We start from the raw sequence: 15,647 nt of genomic DNA on the forward strand, positions 1-15,647 counted from the left end.
TGTGGCGGTTTTTTTCGATACAATGGTAGTTATGATAAAACGACGCATTGCGATTGACCTAGGCACAGCCAATACTTTGGTGTATGTACCCAAAAAGGGGATTGTAGCCAATGAGCCGAGTGTGGTGGCGGTTTCAGTAGATGACAATCGGATTGTAGCGATTGGTAATGAAGCTAAGGAAATGTTGGGTCGAACGCCAGATATTATTACCGCTAATCGACCCCTGCGCGATGGAGTGATTGCTGATTATCGAATTACGCAGGCCATGCTCAAGCACTTTATTGATAAAGTTTCTGGAACGATTCGCTTGAGTCGGCCAGAGCTGATGATATCTGTGCCAGCCGGAGTAACGTCTACAGAAAGACGAGCAGTAATTGATGCGGCTCTAGCGGCTGGTGCGAGAAAGGCTCATATTATTCGCGAGCCAGTAGCGGCGGCCATTGGTGCTGGAGTGCCAATTGCGGCACCGGCTGGTAATTTAATTGTTGATATTGGTGGTGGCACAACGGAAGTGGCAATCCTGTCTTTAGGTGGAATTGTGGCACAGAACTCCATTCGGATTGGTGGAAATAAGCTTGATATGGCCATTGCTGACTACATTAGGCGTAAATATGGGCTTATTATTGGCGATCAAACAGCCGAAGATATTAAGCAGGAGATTGGCTCGGCTCTGCCGCTAGAGGTACCGCTGACGATGCAGATACGTGGCCGTGATATGATTGCTGGCTTGCCAAAAACTATCAAGCTGGACTCCGATGAGGTGACCCAAGCAATATCAGATGAGCTGGACGGAATCATTGGGGCGGTAAAGGCTGTATTGGAGCAAACCCCACCTGAGCTGTCGAGCGATATTATCGATCGAGGTATGGTAATGACTGGTGGCGGTTCGAAGTTGCGTAATATTGATAAGTTAATGACCAAAGTTACTGGCGTACCGGCCTATGTGGCTGATGAACCAATGCTATGTGTGGCGCGAGGGACTGGTATTGCCCTAGAAAATCTTGACGATTATATACGTAGCGTAATTTCTAATCGATAACATGATAAGATTCCGCCAGCATATTAGTAGCGCTAACCTCCGGCAATTTGGTGGTCAGTTGGTGCTTGTACTTTTGGCTCTCGTACCATTTCATGCCTTACTGGTGGTTTGGGGTGGGTCAATGACAGGACAGGGGGAATTATTATCGGTTTGGAAGGAGCTGATAACTTTAGTAATTACAGGTCTGGCATCTTTTTTGATTGTATCGAAGTTGGTGATTGGTAAAAGTAAGCAGTGGCGCTTGTTGGTGCGCCAGCCAGCCGTAGTGCTGGTGGGGCTTATCTTGTTAGCTGGACTATTGGCTAACATAGTAAATGCCAGCTATGGTAGGGCATTTTTGGTGGGAGCTAAAACTACTGTAGTTCCATTGGTGTTATTTTTGGCAGTTCAACCATTTGCAAAGTCTGTTTCAGGACAAAAATTAACTCGTGTAATACTGGGGTCGGCGGTAGTGGTGGCTGTATTGGCTCTAATTCAGTTTTTTGTAGTGCCAACTAGTTTTATGGCCAGCATTGGCTATAATTCGGCAACTATTTTGCCATTTCAGGGAGTTCATCCAGATTTTCCGTTTGGCCGTACATTTTCAACTTTAGGTGGCCCTAATCAGCTTGGGACATATTTGATTATTCCGTCAGCCATAGCTTTAGCTTTTGCTGTGCGTGGAGCGTCACGACAACAACGACTGGTGAGTGCGAGTTTATTTATATTATTTATTTTAGCGATGATTACGACATTTTCACGCAGTGCTCTGGTGGGCCTAGGGGTTGCGGTAGCGATGACAGTCTTGCTTGCAGTACCTAGAAAATATCGACTGACTACTATATTGATTTTTGTGGTAATTGGATTGGGTGTGGGGCTAATTATATGGAGCGCATTAACAAATAGCCAGGCCACTATTTTTGATCGATTTCTCGTGCGTGGGGACCTGACATCAACTGGCCTACTAGGTGGTGATGAGGGGCATATTACAGCTTTAGCGCAGGGTTACGTAGCCTTAGTGGCGCATCCGGGCGGATTGGGTTTTGGTATGGCTGGACCAGCTAGTTTTTATGCTACACGAACGTTGCTGACCGAAAATTGGTACTTACAAATTGCGATAGAAGTTGGCTTAATCGGTCTGGGTCTGATGCTGTTACTGCTGGCTCATGTCATGCGTCGTGTTAGGCAGTTAGAGATATATAGTCCGCTGCGGATTGGCTTTGTGGGGGCAGTTTTAGGAATAATGGTGTCGGCTCTTTTCTTGCACTCTTTAGCCGACTCGACATTGGCAATTATATTGTTTGGGGTGGGCGGTCTTCTCTATGCTGCAAAATTACCAAAAGAAGGAAATGTATTATGAAGACATATTCTCCAAAAATCCTGATCTTACATGATTGGCTAAATACTAAAGAAGGTGGTGCAGAGCAGGTTTTTTTTGAGCTTTTAAAAATGTACCCACAAGCCGATGTGGCTACACTGATATGTAATAGAGAAAAATTTGGTGCAAAACTAGGCACGAGGCGAGTCCGAACTAGCTTTTTACAGCACTTTCCCAAAAAAATACGCGAGAGACCAGAACTGCTCTTGCCTTTTGTGCGTCGAGCGGTACTCTCCATATCGACCGCCGGCTATGATATAGTGCTAGCTTCATCTTCGGCCTGGGTGAAGAACGCGCCATTATCGGGCTCTACAAAAATGCTGGTGTATTGCTATTCGCCAGCGCGGATGCTGTGGGATTATTGGCCTCAAGCCTTAAATGAACGCACCCGAAACCCACTGGTGAAAGCGTATGTTACTCAGTTGGCATCAAAGCTGAGGTTGTGGGATTTTTACTCGTCGCAGGAAATTCGACGAGAGTTTATTGCAATTAGTAGAACTGTCGCTGGGCGGATTAAAAAATTCTATGGACGACAATCGGCCATTATTTACCCGCCAGTACATATTCCACCAGTGGCTGCTACCGATCGAAGTGATGACTATATGATTGTTTCGGTGCTAGCAGGGTATAAGCAGATTGATTTGGCGATACGCGCTTTTAAAGGGACGAAGCGAAAACTACTGATTGCTGGTGATGGTCCAGAGCGCGAAAATTTAGAACAATTAGCTGGCAGTGCAACTAATATTCGTTTTCTTGGACGAGTTAGTCAGGCCGATAAGCTTAAATTGTTGTCTACGGCACAAGGTTTTATTTTTTGCAATGTAGAGGATTTTGGTATTGCGCCGGTAGAGGCCATAGCTAGCGGGGCTCCAGTGGTAGCATTGCGATCGGGTGGAGTGACGGAAACCATGCAAGAACATGTGACTGCTGAATTTTTTGATGAACCTATGGTTGAGCAGGTTAGGCAGGCACTAGATCGAGTTGAGGCACAGAGCTGGGATAGGGCTAAGATGCACCGTCAGGCGAATAAGTTTAGTTATGAAAAATTTCGAGCTGGCATACAGCAAGCTATGGATAAGATGCTATGAAACATTCAACTAATAAGAGAGTTAATGTTGGGGGATTGTGGTTTGATGCTATTACTCAAGATGATTTAATTCATGATATTGAAAGACACTTAGAGAGCTCAGCTAAACAGAGTTTTTGTATAGCAAAGCCATATGTTGAGTTTTTTACGCAGGCTTGGCAAGATCCAAAATTGACTATAATACTCACCGAAATGGATCGTGTGGTTGCTGATGGCGTGGGTGTTCAGTGGGCGGCTAGTTATTTAGCTGGTAAGACTGGATTTTGGCGCTGGGTGTACTCGCTGGTAGTTGATGTGCAGAATAAGCAGTGGCGGGAGCAGATTATTCCAGAGCGAGGGGCGGGTGTGGATGCTACAAAAAGGCTGCTACGAGTGGCTAGCAATAAAGGCTGGACGGTGGGTATTTTAGGTGGACCTAGGGATGTCGGGCAGACACAGGAATCGCTACGCCGGCTTTATCCAAAACTTAAGCTTTTGAAGGTTTGGAGCGGGTATTATGATTTAGTCGATGAGCCGCACCTGGTAGATGAAATTCGTACCCAACATCCAGATATATTGTTTGTAGCACAAGGCTTTCCGCGTCAGGAAATGTTTATCAATCGTAATAAATCGAAATCTATAGCAAAAATATTGATTGGTGAAGGTGGTACATTTGATTTTGACTCGATGGGCGGATCGCTAAAACGAGCTCCAAAATGGCTCCGACAAATTGGTCTTGAATGGTTATGGCGGTTAATTTTAGAGCCACAAAGATGGCGTCGGCAACTAGCATTACCTAAGTTTATATGGGGAATTTACAAGCTTGGACAACAAAAGTAGGCATTACCTCTTTACGCTTATGATATAAGTCGGCATAATAAGGGTTAAGCTTAAGTAACTCGAGGGGTTTATGCGTCAGTGTCCAGACTGTGAAGAAAAAGATCGTGTAGTTATTGCCGGTAAAATATTTTGTGCTAATTGTGGTACGCCATGGCAACCAGCCGACTCTAATGAAGAAGCGACTTACAAACAGAAGGTTGGTTTAGGTGGGTCTGTTAGTAGCCCTAGTGCAGATGGTTTAGTAACGCAGACCAACACTTCTGGTACGGTAGCGACCTCGGCACCTACTGATCCTCAGTCAGCCGTACAGGTGCCACAGTCAGAACCTGTAGTCACATCGACACCGCCTACCTCAGTCGTTCCACCACCAGCCCCACCTCAGACTTCACCAGAACCAGTTGTTCCTCCTGCAGTATTAGAGACTCTCACGCCAGTACCAGAGGTAGGTCCTATTGAAGTTGCGTCGACTGCACCCCCCGTTCCAGCTGTTTCGACATCAGCATCCGCCGCTCCAGTGCCGACTCCTCCTCCATCTGCCCCAGCCCCACCCCCACCCACTACAGCTTCAGCCCCACTTCCTCCAGTACCAGCACCTGTTGCTCCAGTACCGGCACCAGTAAGTAATACTGTTCAGGCTCCAACTGTTTCTAGTTCGCCAACTACAGAGCTACAATCGAGAATTGGTGCTGAAATACATAGCCTAGATGCTAAGGATGAGTCAGTTTTATCTGATGCGCAGATAAAAGAAATGGCCGCAATAGCGTCACCTCCACCAACTCCGGACCGGCAATCGATTCCTGTCGTAACCCCAGCATCAACGGAATTAGCCCCAGCCCCTAGTGCACCTCAACCGCCCGTAGTAGCGAGCCCCGCTACAAATGGACGGGTACTAAACGACATTGTTGCACCGTCAGCCAGTAGTGCAGCCGCACCTACCACCGTAGAAGCTACTCCATCGCAGCCCCCATCGACACCTTCACCTTCGACGGATAGCTCATCAACAACCACTACCGTGGCTGGCGTGACGATGAGTCGAGAGGATGCGTTAAAGTTAGCACTCGGTGATAGTGCTGTCTCGGAAGCGACGCAAAAATCTGGTCCGGCTCGTCCAACAGCGGTAGTGATGACTGTAGTTGGCTTGGCTTTGTTAGGGGTATTTTTGTGGCAAGTAAATGCTAATGACATTAATGTTAAGATTGCTTCTCTACGGTCTGGTTTATCGGCCTCGGTACCTGGCTTTGTACCAGGCGGTTGGGGGAAGGCGCAGTCTCTGAAATCTGGTGATGGGAATGTGAGCTACGAGCTTGAAAAAGATGGTAAGACTCTAAAGGTTGAACAGCAGAAGAGTGACTGGGATAGTCAGGCTGTGCTCGAACAGTACGTTTTAAAGCACGCTACAGACTATCTAGCTCTACAGTCACAGGGCTTGACGATCTATGTCTTTGGTAATAATCAGGCTGCCTGGGTTAACCAGGGTACACTTTATACGCTGTCTGGTGATCATGGTATTGATCAGGACGACATTATTCGCATGGCTACAAGCTTATGAGCGACCAAGCTTGGGAGCAATTAGTTGACCTTATTGATCAGAAGTATGGTATTGCGAAACATAAAAAATTTACCGAGGATATTCCGGGTAAGCAAAAGCTGGAACGGCTACACGACGAAATAATTTTTGAAAAAGAAGGTGATAAATATAAGGTTATTAGAATTAGCTCACCCGCGGTAATAAGCACCAAAACACGCTACGCGCATCGAGGAACAGCTCAGCAAGTAGAGCATGAATATGATCCGGCCGAGCTTGTGCATCGAGTGGAGTTTTATAAGCAGACAGGTGCGGATGCCTGGCATGAGATCTCCCCAGAAGAACTAGCTTAGCTACTAGGCTTCAGTTTTACCAACTTTTGCACTTAGGATGACGCTTCGTGTTTCGCCACCTTGGTCAACAATCTTAGTCTGCTGAGTTTGATTGTAGTAGAGTACGAGGTGTTGTGAGAGGATATCTTGGATGTCGCGTAATTTGAGGCGATAATCATCGAGATCAGCTGATATGACCTGATAGTCTTTATCCTCCTGTAGGGCACGTTTGGCATCAGAGCGCTTTTTTGTTAGCTCCTTAATTTCTTCGGCAATAGCGCGATATTCTTCATTCTGCTCCATAGCATCTTTTAGCTGATCGCGTAGGGCACCTACTTTTTCGCGTGTTTCGGCTGCGTCTTGCATTAAGCGATGGATTGATTCAAGTGTGGCCGTAGTGTCATTATCGGGGTTTGTTGGTGTAGTTTTGGGTTCTTCCATTTTTCCTCTTTAAAAGTTAATAGGTATTGTGCTGTTAAAATATTTTACCATGACAACTTAGCATAACAGAAGTATGATTCAGTCTATAAAAGGGAGATTTGCTCGCGAGAATGGGTGGGAATCTTTATAATAGATGTTATGTTATTGCCGGAATGGGTTCACCACACTTTACGTATACCGTATCTATTAAAGACCACTAAGGTGGGGCGTGGTAAGACACTGGTATTTCTTCATGGTATAGCTTCATTTGGCGAGATATGGTCGCCTGTTGTGGAAGATTTATCGCATAATTACCGCTGTATCACACTCGATTTATTGGGCCATGGAGATAGCCCTAAGCCAACGCATGTGCGTTATACGCCCCAGGAGCATCTGCGTTCCATCCGCTGGACATTGTTTTGGCATGGTGTGTGGGGGCGTCCAATTGTTGTCGGTCACTCGATGGGGGCGCTACTGGCGACTCATTGGGCTTCGACTCATCCTCGTGCTATTGAGCGATTAGTGCTATTGGCGATGCCAATTTATGAGTCACGTAGCTCGGATAGCGGCAAGAAAAGGCTGGAAGGGCTAGTAGATGCTGGCTACCTGCTATTCTACCGTGCGCTACGCGCCACGCCACAGCGTTGGGCAATTCGATCAGCAAAAGCCTTATTGCGACGTTCACCAAATCTTGTAGGGCAGGCAACCTTGAATGAAGCTACCTGGTATCCAGTTGTTAGTTCTTTGCAAAATACCATTGAATTGCAGACAACCAGCACCGATATTAAGCAACTTCCAGAAGAGTTGCCTATAACTGTACTTTATGGAACATTGGACCAATTAGTTTTGGCTAATAACTTAAAACGGGCGTTTTTGGGTCGCCCCCATACCAGAATTATTCGGGTGATGGTACCTCATGAGCTAACTGCTCGTTACTGTCGGGCGGTTGTGCGAGCTATTAAGACCAAGGAAGACCCTTGGTATACAGCCTTGAATATGAAGATTGGATCAAGAAAATGATGATTCCAGCTAAAAAGCAACGCGAGAGATATTTAATTGATCAATTCCTTGCCGTAACGCCAGATTTTGACGAGTACGAGTTTGCGTTCTACGATGAAAATCCAGACCTTATTTACCAGCGAGGTGGTGCTCAGCTGGGCTTTGAGAGCATTTTGGTAATACCCACCCATGAGAGTCGTTGTCGGCTAGATAGTGCCACCTGTGAATTGCAATTACCACTACACGCAAATATAAAAGATAATTTATTAACAACTCAGTTGGAATTATCACGGACCCTATTTGAGCATTTGCGTCACTATAAACTACCAACAGTAATTGTCTTTACGATTTTATCGCCCAATATACAGCTTGAGCAGCTTGCGGCCCATTTTGCATTGCCTGAAGTGACGGTACATAATATTGTGGATTATTTCGTTACTAACGGTAGTCGCTCATTAAAAATCATCAAGACTCGCCGTGTTTAATGACGAACTTGGCAGTATTTAGTGCATTCCAAAACTAGATCTAGGTCGTCAGTAACAGTAAAAAGGCCGAGATCTGCTTCTGCAATGTAGCTATCTGACCTGAACATATAGTGCTCCATAAACCTTAGGAGTGGTTGCCAGTATGACGTACCAATACAAAAGATTGGTATACGTTCAATTTTTTTAGTTTGTACTAGGGTGATGAGTTCAAAAAATTCATCCATAGTACCAAAACCACCAGGAAAGAAAATATACATCGAAGCAGCAAAGCTTAAGGCCATTTTGCGGGCAAAAAAATAGTGGAAGCTTAATGACTTATTGATGTAGGGATTAATCGGTTCACCGGTTTGCAATTCAATAGTTAGCCCAGCTGAAATTCCACCAGCCTCCAGGGCTCCACGGTTGGCCGCCTCCATGATACCCGGACCGCCTCCTGTTACGATGGCCAGATCTTTCTCCTGAACAAGTCGGGTGGCAAGTTTGCGGGCTGTCGTATACTCGACCGAATTGGGTTGAGCGCGTGTCGAACCAAAGATTGACACACTATCTGGTAAATTGCTTAAAAAGTCAAAAGCTAATCGAAACTCTGTCTCAATACGGTCGAGTCGTTCGGTAGTTTCATCGATTATTGGTTGAGAGTTTTGGGCATGATCTTGATAGTCACGCAGACTGCGTAAATCTCTACTGTGCATAAGCTTATTATAGCAAAACAAACTGGCGTTTTGGTTGATGATTTTAGTAGGTGGCGATATTTGGATGGCTATGACACAATGTTAAACAATGAAGTTTTTAAAACGCTCATTAGTAGTTATCCTATCATTATTATTGACCTCCCTGATTGCTGCATGGAGCATACTCGCCATTGTTGGTTCGGCCACTGCTATTAATCAGCTAATTGTAGCCGGTAATCTTTATGAAATGATGGCCACACAAACCCGTACGGCAATGCTTTCGAGCGCCAATCTACCTGATCAATATCGTGAGGTGATAACTCAGGCCTTTGAAAAGAGCATGACCGCTCAGCAAGTTGAGATAATCATGAAGCCATTGCTGGTAGATATCGTTGGCTGGTTGGATCAACCCGACGATACACCACCACCACAGCTTATTATTAATCTTGCACCGTTAAAAACTTCGCTAGCCAGTGAGCTAACGCAATCACAAATTTCGGAAATAGAAAAAACAGCTTTAGTGGCACAGATTGGCAAACAGATACCTGACCAGATTGATATTACTCAGGTGCAGGGCTTGGCCTCTCAACGGCAGGTTCAGACACCTGAAGCTACAACTGAATCTGCCTCACAAGCTACGGTGATGTTAAAAACCATTAAGTCTGGATTACATGTCTTGAAAGCTTTTGCTCTTTATGGCTTTCTGGTATTTATAGCTTTGTTGGCTTGGCTGATATTTTTGGGGCGTAAGGATGGGCGAGCTATGTTGCGGCGCCCAGCTTGGATATGTATATCAGCTGGCTTACTTGCAACTCTAATCTGGGTTGTATCAAATGGGGTACCAATCAACCCATCGCAACCTGAACTTGCGATTGGCTTGCGTGTAATCCGAAGCATATCGTCGATTGTGGTGTGGTATAGCTTGGGGTCCTTACTGTTTGGAGCTGGTCTATATGGCCTGTCATATATTATAAAATCATCTACCGTGGCTTCACCGCCAGCTAATCCAATTGCACCTCCACCAACAACACAAATTACCACTGCGCAAAACCAAGTAAGTCAAACCAATAGTTCGGTAGCTGCCACCAATATTAATAAAGGTGGGCCAACTCAAAATTAAACGATGCCAGTGCGATTTTTATAGCGTGGCTTGCGTAGTTCATAGCGCACCATGGATCCAAATATCATGAGCATAACAGCTATATTGGTTATCGGTGCTGTAATTTGTATCAAAACATCTTGCTTGGTTTCTAGCGCAATTAAAAATCGTGTTAGCATTGCCGTAGCAAGAGCAATAATGATTGGAATAAGGTGAACTTGAGTTTCTTTAATTACACTATAGATAAGAATTATGGCTGGAGCTGAGAATACCAATAGTCCACTTAATACTAGAAAGATTGTTAGCGGGAAATGAAAGCGTAGGGCTGGATAGAAGCGTTGTAAATTATCTTCAACAATACCGCGCCAACCGAGATGATTCTGGCTGGTAGCAAGATCACTGGCTCGGAATAACCGAGCTTGGAGCCCTTTGGCTTTAGCGCGATGGAAGAGCTCCTGGTCTTCAAGTGGGCTAGCTTTTACGTCTGCAAAGCCATTGAGGCGGCGGATTTTCGCACTATCAAATGCAATGATAGCACCATGGGTTGTTGAGCGCTCAGGGGCATACTCTTGGAGAAAACCACTCGGGAAAGCGGCTAGCATTAGGTATTGGTTGTGGCTTAAGATTGCTTTTTGGGCGAGTGATTTATTTTGATCGGCCGATAGTAGTGATAAAACATCTAGCTTTTCTTGTTCCAGTAAGGTGGCAATTTGAGCAAGCGTATTAGGCAGTAGTATCGTATCGGCTGAGATTAGTACAGCATATTCACCAGTTGCGTGTCTTAAGAGTTGGTCAGCGGCCCAAGCGTTAACTCCCCAGCCTGGCTTGATTGGATCGATCGCTACGATGCGTAGGTGCTTATCGGTAAAATTTTCAGCAATCTTTTTGGTATTATCATCGCTACCGAGGTCGGTGAAAAGAACTTCAAAGTCAGGATAGTTTTGACCAATTGCAGCGAGTAGGGTGGACGAAATATTTTCTGCTTGGTTGTAGGCATGGGTCATAATGGTGAGCCTTGGCCATTCGTCAAGGCGTTGAGTTTTGGGACGGCGAAATACTGCAAAATTATGAGCTATTAATAGTATCTGCCCAATTGAAAATAATGTACAAAAAGTGAGGATATAGTCAATTTTTGAGGGGCCTAAACTTAGAGGATCGGCAATGAATAAGGTAAGGAAGATGAGCCAAACCGCAACGACATAATTGAGCCAAAGGAAATTTGTCCAAGCTCGGCGAAACTGCTTGGCTTGAGCGTCTGAAGTATATTTGAGAAACATGGCAGCATTAAGCGCATAGGCTCCGGCTAGCAAGCCAGCTAGTAGTGATGATGGCCAAAAGATCAGGCTGGTGATTATGGCACTTGCAACATATAACCAAAAGACAAATCGAATAGTCTTGCGAGTCCCCCATTGAGTGGCGATAGTTTTAGTTTTTGCAATTCTGTCTGATGTGATATCTTGGATTGCGCCCATGGCATGAGAGGCTACTCCCCATAAAAATAAGGCAATAGTCGGTGGCCATAAAATACTGGCTTGAGGGCTGACTAAAAAGCCAAAAACTGCTGGTAATACAAAATGACAGGAGGCAGTTATTGAGTCGAGTAAAGGAATGGCTTTAAAGCGCAGGCCTTTAATTGAGTAAGCTACTGCCAGTAGGACTGCCAGAGCTAAGCTAAGTTTGCTATTGTCGGGAATGAGTGAACCCAGCCAGAGCAGACTGACAATATTTGTAGTTAAGATAGACGCCCATAACAGGCTACGTGATGATGGGGCTAATAGGGAGTTATTGCGGGTTTTCTTGCGTGGGTTTTTTAGGTCGGCCTGATAGTCATAAATATCATTTAGGCCATATAGTAGCAGATTGTATGGTAGTAGGAAGTATGTCACCCCAGCCCAAAATATCTGGTCTAGCTGTCCACCGGATAGAAGATAGGCCATAGCAAATGGAATAGCTGAATTTATCCATCTGACCGGCCTGGATATAGCTATGATCTGGCTAACTCTTTGTAGCTTTGGGTTGGCTATAATTTTATGAATAATGTTCTTCAATCTGTTCATGCTAAAAAATAAAATAACTCCACTAAACTGTCGTACATATAATACTAACACCATAGTTGGATAAAAATAATGCCAGTGGTGAGCGGTTATTTATAGGCTATTTTGTTTGGTCGGCTAGATACTAAAATTATTCAGTCACGTGAAGAGTTGTCCTGGTGAGATAAATTGTCTTGAACTTAATAGGCGGTGAAGGCATAATATTGGACTAAGCTATGCGGACTATCATCCTATCTGGTAAGCTTATTTATAATGGAGTTATAGATGGTAAAGTTAGAAAAATCTCCTGAACTGGTAAATACAATTGCTGAGGTGAAGGCCTTGACTGATCGTGAGCTAGCAATCTTTTTTGATTTACGAGCCTCTGAAGCAGGTAAATTTGATGCTCAGTACAAGCGCCTATTACAAGAGATGAAGAAATTTTCACTGCGCGGAGGCAAGCGCCTCCGTCCTTTTATGGCTTATTTAGGATACAAATTGGGTGGTGGTAGAAATGATGAAGCTTTTGCCCGCCTAGCCTTAGCTTGGGAGGTCTATCATTTAGGGGCTTTAATTCATGACGATATTATGGATCAGGACTATCAGCGTTATGGTGGGTTAAATATCGCTGGAGTTTATGAGAGGCAGCTTAGGCGTAAATTTCCAGAAGAGGTGACCCATAAGCATGCCTTAAATGCTGCCCTAATGGCTGGTGATGCGGCATTTTTACTAGCGGTGGAGCTGATTACGACAATTCCAACCGAGCCAGAGATACGTGAAAGACTACTAGCAGATTTTTTAAAGATGCATTTTCGATTAGTTGGCGGTCAGTTTGTGGAGGATTTTGCAACGCTCTCATCAAGACAAACTCCTCAGCAGATACGACGTATTTATGTTAATAAATCTGGTCATTACTCTATGGTGGCACCTTTGCGATCGGGCGCAGTACTGGCTGGTGCAAATGATACAATTTTATCAATATTGGAGCGTTATGGTTTGCATGCCGGGGTAGCTTTTCAAATAGCCGATGACTTACTTGGTATGTTTGGCTCAGCCAAAGAAATTGGTAAACCAACTATTTCAGATCTACGTGAAGGTAAGCGAACGCTTTTAATGCATTATGGTTTACAGTTTGCTAACGATGCAGATCGAGCAATCATTAAATCCAAGTTAGGAAATAAAAATATCAATACCCAAGACTTAAAACAAGTTCGTAAAATTCTAACCGATAATGGAGCTAAGGCAAAAACAATTTTTACAGCTCAGGCTGAGGCCGATACAGCCAAAAAGGCGATTTCTAAACTAGCTCTTCCGGGTGAACTACCACAATTATTTATGGATTTGGCGGAGTATATTGTTAACAGAACCAAGTAGTCATTGGATATCTGAAAAGCAATATTATTACTCGAACTGATGAAGCAAAAGCAGTATAATAGAGGGTAGGTATGCTATTTTTTAAATTAAAGTTGGTGTTTAGCGGATATTTTAGACAGTAATTTTTATGGTGAAGCAATTATCAAATAACCCTCCATCCCCACGCGCTAAACGTATGGTAACGGTTGATGGCATACGTTATTCCTTAAGTACGGGGGATAAGCTGGGCCCGGCTGTCGCTCGTCGAGTTGAGGCAGTGCCAAAAGCTCAATCGGCTAAGCGTAGGGCTGTGCGGGTTGGTGAGAAGCCGCTACCTAAGGCAATCCAGTTCACAGCTCATCATCAGGCGGTGATGCATCCAGAGCCACAAATTGGGGCAATTCAAGCGTTGAAGTCACAGCAGGTAGTTCATATGGAAAAAGACCAATCCACGGGGATGCCCCAGCAATCTTTATGGTCGGGAGTGGTTGTGCCATCATTGCTAGCGGGACGAACAAAAAAGAGTATTTTAGCCAGTCTTGGTATTGTTGTTTTATCGCCGATGACATGGCTCTATATATTCTTGCCCGCACTTATTATGTTAGTTGCTGAGATCCAGAAAAAACCTCTGGGCGAGCTGTATGCTCAAGCTGTTGGCTTCTTGCAACACACTAATCCGACGCACATTCTATGGTTTCTAACTGGAGTTGCTTCAGTTATGGGGATTATTTGGTTTGTGCGTCATCTCTGCTTGATTGTTGCCTATGGCTTGACTGCCCGCAAGATTGATCATCGCAATACTAATGTGCGTCATCTTTGGCTTCAGGCTGCTGGTAAAATTTGGCGATTTGCTGGGGTGGCTGCTTTTGATATGTTATTTGCCACTGCTTTGACGGTAATCATGGCTAGTGCAGTTTGGTACATACATCTTGCAAAGACCGATACTTTGCGAACTAGCTGGAGCCTGATGTTGAATGTATTGATTGTCATGAGTTGGATGTTGGTCTGGCTAGTAACAGCTCATCGTCCAATTACTCGAGTTATGTTGTCGCTGACAAACCGTCCGGCCAGCTTTATAATCGTGCGTTCATTTGGTCTGATTTTTCGCAATTGGCTCCCAGCTTTGGGTATCGGCTTTTTTTGGCTCTTGATGACTGCGGTAACTGTGGGATTGGTGGCTGGCATTAGTTGGGCCACTGTGGTTTATGGATTGTTGCAGATTACCACGACGACTGGGCGAGTGCTGTTGTTTATTTTTGCATCTAGTTTGGTGCTTTTTGTGTTATCGCTATTTACAATTTGGTCGGTTGGTTATTGGCCTCGAGCTTATCAGTGGTTGATTCGTCGAGCTTATCCAAAGCAGATTTCACAGATGATGAGCGATGTTGCGCACCAGAAGTCGCGTCGCAGAATAATTGTAGAGGTAGGTCTTTTATTGGTTGTTTATGTATTGTTGCTGGTTGGTAGTATTGCTCTAGTTTGGCCAGGCTTTAATACTGCGTATCAAGATTTGGTGCAAGATATACCAACATCGATGCAAGAGCTACTACAATGATGACTGGTAAGTACGTGGTGATGGGATTGACTTATTTTGATAAAATAGGTAGAGTATTAAGGCAAAGCCTCGGCGGCTTTTTTAAGTTGCAGGCAAGTCTTTAAAAACTGATTATATGAAGAAGATTACTCGCTATATTAAGAGTTCCATGGATGAGCTGAAGCGTGTTATATGGCCAACACGCAAGCAAGCAACTGTTCTTACGGTTGTGGTCCTTGGGTTTACGGCAGCGGTGGCTCTCTATTTAGCAGTTTTTGACTATATCTTTCGGCTCGGGCTTGAGCGTCTTATCACTCGTTAAAGTAAGGAATAATTTATCGTATGAAGAATACACCCCCAGGATCACATTGGTATGTAATTCACACCTACTCTGGGTATGAAGATCAGGTTGCACAAAATCTTAAGCATCGCATTGATACATTGGGCTTAAAAGATAAGGTATTTGACGTAATTGTGCCCAAGGAAAATCAAATTGAAATTAAGAATGGTAAGCGTCGAATTGTAGAGCGCAAGATTTTTCCTGGCTATATATTAGTTAATATGCTGGTAACGGAAGACTCTTGGTACATTGTGCGCAATACGCCAAACGTAACTGGCTTTGTTGGTACTGGCACTACGCCAAGCCCAATGAGTGAGGATGAAATTAAGGTGATTCAAAAGCGTATGGGAGTTGAAGAGCCAAAATTTAATATCGATTATTCGGTTGGTGAGCTGGTGAATATTACCGATGGTCCGTTTAAGGGGTTTGATGGGCAGATTGCTGAAATTGATGAGTCAAAAGGGAAAATTAAAGTATTGGTTTCGATGTTTGGTCGAGAGACACCAGTTGAATTGGATAGTTTGCAGGTAAGGCGCGTATAAATAATCTGTGGG

The 15,647-nt window shown here is 44.4% G+C and carries 16 protein-coding genes; 13 read left to right on the plus strand and 3 right to left on the minus strand.

The features are described from left to right. The first annotated feature begins 31 nt into the window (after positions 1-31). The 6 genes from IPM44_01620 to IPM44_01645 all read left to right on the plus strand — a co-directional run bounded on the left by IPM44_01620 (position 32) and on the right by IPM44_01645 (position 6,180). Complete coding sequence (locus IPM44_01620; GenBank protein ID QQS27253.1) at positions 32-1,039, plus strand: rod shape-determining protein; 1,008 nt, start codon at positions 32-34, stop codon at positions 1,037-1,039. 1 nt (position 1,040) lies between these two features. Then, positions 1,041-2,378, plus strand: a complete 1,338-nt coding sequence (locus IPM44_01625) for a hypothetical protein (protein ID QQS27254.1) — start codon at positions 1,041-1,043, stop codon at positions 2,376-2,378. Next, positions 2,375-3,484: a glycosyltransferase gene (locus tag IPM44_01630; protein QQS27255.1), complete on the plus strand. Its 1,110-nt coding sequence runs from the start codon at positions 2,375-2,377 to the stop codon at positions 3,482-3,484. Before IPM44_01625 ends, IPM44_01630 begins: the two co-directional genes overlap by 4 nt. Further along, entirely contained in the window at positions 3,481-4,302 is an 822-nt protein-coding gene (locus IPM44_01635) for a WecB/TagA/CpsF family glycosyltransferase (GenBank protein ID QQS27256.1), read from the plus strand. Before IPM44_01630 ends, IPM44_01635 begins: the two co-directional genes overlap by 4 nt. Positions 4,303-4,372: 70 nt before the next feature. Then, the gene (locus IPM44_01640) at positions 4,373-5,851 is read left to right on the plus strand and encodes a hypothetical protein (GenBank protein QQS27257.1); all 1,479 of its coding nucleotides are present in this window, start codon (positions 4,373-4,375) and stop codon (positions 5,849-5,851) included. Next, on the plus strand, positions 5,848-6,180 hold the full coding sequence (locus IPM44_01645) for a hypothetical protein (protein QQS27258.1): 333 nt from the start codon (positions 5,848-5,850) through the stop codon (positions 6,178-6,180). The genes IPM44_01640 and IPM44_01645 overlap by 4 nt, the downstream gene beginning before the upstream one ends. Before the next feature lie 3 nt (positions 6,181-6,183). On the opposite strand, the gene IPM44_01650 is transcribed toward IPM44_01645, so the two are convergent. After that, on the minus strand, positions 6,184-6,600 hold the full coding sequence (locus IPM44_01650) for a hypothetical protein (GenBank protein ID QQS27259.1): 417 nt from the start codon (positions 6,598-6,600) through the stop codon (positions 6,184-6,186). A 138-nt stretch (positions 6,601-6,738) separates the two neighbouring features. Between IPM44_01650 and IPM44_01655 the strand changes: the two genes are divergently transcribed. Both IPM44_01655 and IPM44_01660 read left to right on the plus strand, forming a co-directional pair. After that, complete coding sequence (locus IPM44_01655; protein ID QQS27260.1) at positions 6,739-7,599, plus strand: alpha/beta fold hydrolase; 861 nt, start codon at positions 6,739-6,741, stop codon at positions 7,597-7,599. Further along, the gene (locus IPM44_01660) at positions 7,596-8,063 is read left to right on the plus strand and encodes a hypothetical protein (protein ID QQS27261.1); all 468 of its coding nucleotides are present in this window, start codon (positions 7,596-7,598) and stop codon (positions 8,061-8,063) included. Before IPM44_01655 ends, IPM44_01660 begins: the two co-directional genes overlap by 4 nt. Here the strand turns inward: IPM44_01660 and IPM44_01665 are convergent. Further along, entirely contained in the window at positions 8,060-8,755 is a 696-nt protein-coding gene (locus IPM44_01665; protein QQS27262.1) for a TIGR00730 family Rossman fold protein, read from the minus strand. The genes IPM44_01660 and IPM44_01665 overlap by 4 nt on opposite strands. 88 nt (positions 8,756-8,843) lie before the next feature. On the opposite strand from IPM44_01665, the gene IPM44_01670 reads away from it, so the two are divergent. Next, positions 8,844-9,854: a hypothetical protein gene (locus tag IPM44_01670; GenBank protein QQS27263.1), complete on the plus strand. Its 1,011-nt coding sequence runs from the start codon at positions 8,844-8,846 to the stop codon at positions 9,852-9,854. On the opposite strand, the gene IPM44_01675 is transcribed toward IPM44_01670, so the two are convergent. Beyond that, on the minus strand, positions 9,851-11,890 hold the full coding sequence (locus tag IPM44_01675) for a prenyltransferase (protein QQS27264.1): 2,040 nt from the start codon (positions 11,888-11,890) through the stop codon (positions 9,851-9,853). The two genes, IPM44_01670 and IPM44_01675, sit on opposite strands and share 4 nt — an antisense overlap. A 261-nt stretch (positions 11,891-12,151) precedes the next feature. Here IPM44_01675 and IPM44_01680 point away from each other — a divergent pair, with 261 nt between their 5' ends. The 4 genes from IPM44_01680 (at position 12,152) to nusG (ending at position 15,635) form a co-directional block, all read left to right on the plus strand. After that, positions 12,152-13,240: a polyprenyl synthetase family protein gene (locus IPM44_01680; GenBank protein QQS27265.1), complete on the plus strand. Its 1,089-nt coding sequence runs from the start codon at positions 12,152-12,154 to the stop codon at positions 13,238-13,240. Between the two features lie 127 nt (positions 13,241-13,367). Continuing rightward, a complete protein-coding gene (locus tag IPM44_01685) occupies positions 13,368-14,774 on the plus strand; it encodes a hypothetical protein (GenBank protein QQS27266.1) in 1,407 nt (468 codons plus the stop codon). Between the two features lie 115 nt (positions 14,775-14,889). After that, positions 14,890-15,075: a preprotein translocase subunit SecE gene (gene secE / locus IPM44_01690; GenBank protein QQS27267.1), complete on the plus strand. Its 186-nt coding sequence runs from the start codon at positions 14,890-14,892 to the stop codon at positions 15,073-15,075. Positions 15,076-15,095: 20 nt separating this feature from the next. Continuing rightward, on the plus strand, positions 15,096-15,635 hold the full coding sequence (nusG, locus tag IPM44_01695) for a transcription termination/antitermination protein NusG (protein QQS27268.1): 540 nt from the start codon (positions 15,096-15,098) through the stop codon (positions 15,633-15,635). Positions 15,636-15,647: the final 12 nt, after the last annotated feature.

It is taken from the genome of bacterium (genome assembly GCA_016700035.1).
Classification (GTDB): Bacteria; Patescibacteriota; Saccharimonadia; order CAILAD01.

What these genes read in the sequence shown, in the direction of transcription:
- IPM44_01655 (QQS27260.1), top strand. Translation starts at nt 6,739, where the DNA reads ATGTTATTGCCGGAATGGGTTCACCACACTTTACGTATACCGTATCTA.
- IPM44_01670 (QQS27263.1), top strand. Translation starts at nt 8,844, where the DNA reads ATGAAGTTTTTAAAACGCTCATTAGTAGTTATCCTATCATTATTATTG.
- IPM44_01675 (QQS27264.1), bottom strand. Translation starts at nt 11,890, where the DNA reads ATGAACAGATTGAAGAACATTATTCATAAAATTATAGCCAACCCAAAG.
- IPM44_01665 (QQS27262.1), bottom strand. Translation starts at nt 8,755, where the DNA reads ATGCACAGTAGAGATTTACGCAGTCTGCGTGACTATCAAGATCATGCC.
- IPM44_01625 (QQS27254.1), top strand. Translation starts at nt 1,041, where the DNA reads ATGATAAGATTCCGCCAGCATATTAGTAGCGCTAACCTCCGGCAATTT.
- IPM44_01680 (QQS27265.1), top strand. Translation starts at nt 12,152, where the DNA reads ATGGTAAAGTTAGAAAAATCTCCTGAACTGGTAAATACAATTGCTGAG.
- IPM44_01650 (QQS27259.1), bottom strand. Translation starts at nt 6,600, where the DNA reads ATGGAAGAACCCAAAACTACACCAACAAACCCCGATAATGACACTACG.
- IPM44_01685 (QQS27266.1), top strand. Translation starts at nt 13,368, where the DNA reads ATGGTGAAGCAATTATCAAATAACCCTCCATCCCCACGCGCTAAACGT.
- IPM44_01630 (QQS27255.1), top strand. Translation starts at nt 2,375, where the DNA reads ATGAAGACATATTCTCCAAAAATCCTGATCTTACATGATTGGCTAAAT.
- nusG (QQS27268.1), top strand. Translation starts at nt 15,096, where the DNA reads ATGAAGAATACACCCCCAGGATCACATTGGTATGTAATTCACACCTAC.
- IPM44_01660 (QQS27261.1), top strand. Translation starts at nt 7,596, where the DNA reads ATGATGATTCCAGCTAAAAAGCAACGCGAGAGATATTTAATTGATCAA.
- IPM44_01620 (QQS27253.1), top strand. Translation starts at nt 32, where the DNA reads ATGATAAAACGACGCATTGCGATTGACCTAGGCACAGCCAATACTTTG.
- IPM44_01645 (QQS27258.1), top strand. Translation starts at nt 5,848, where the DNA reads ATGAGCGACCAAGCTTGGGAGCAATTAGTTGACCTTATTGATCAGAAG.
- IPM44_01640 (QQS27257.1), top strand. Translation starts at nt 4,373, where the DNA reads ATGCGTCAGTGTCCAGACTGTGAAGAAAAAGATCGTGTAGTTATTGCC.
- secE (QQS27267.1), top strand. Translation starts at nt 14,890, where the DNA reads ATGAAGAAGATTACTCGCTATATTAAGAGTTCCATGGATGAGCTGAAG.
- IPM44_01635 (QQS27256.1), top strand. Translation starts at nt 3,481, where the DNA reads ATGAAACATTCAACTAATAAGAGAGTTAATGTTGGGGGATTGTGGTTT.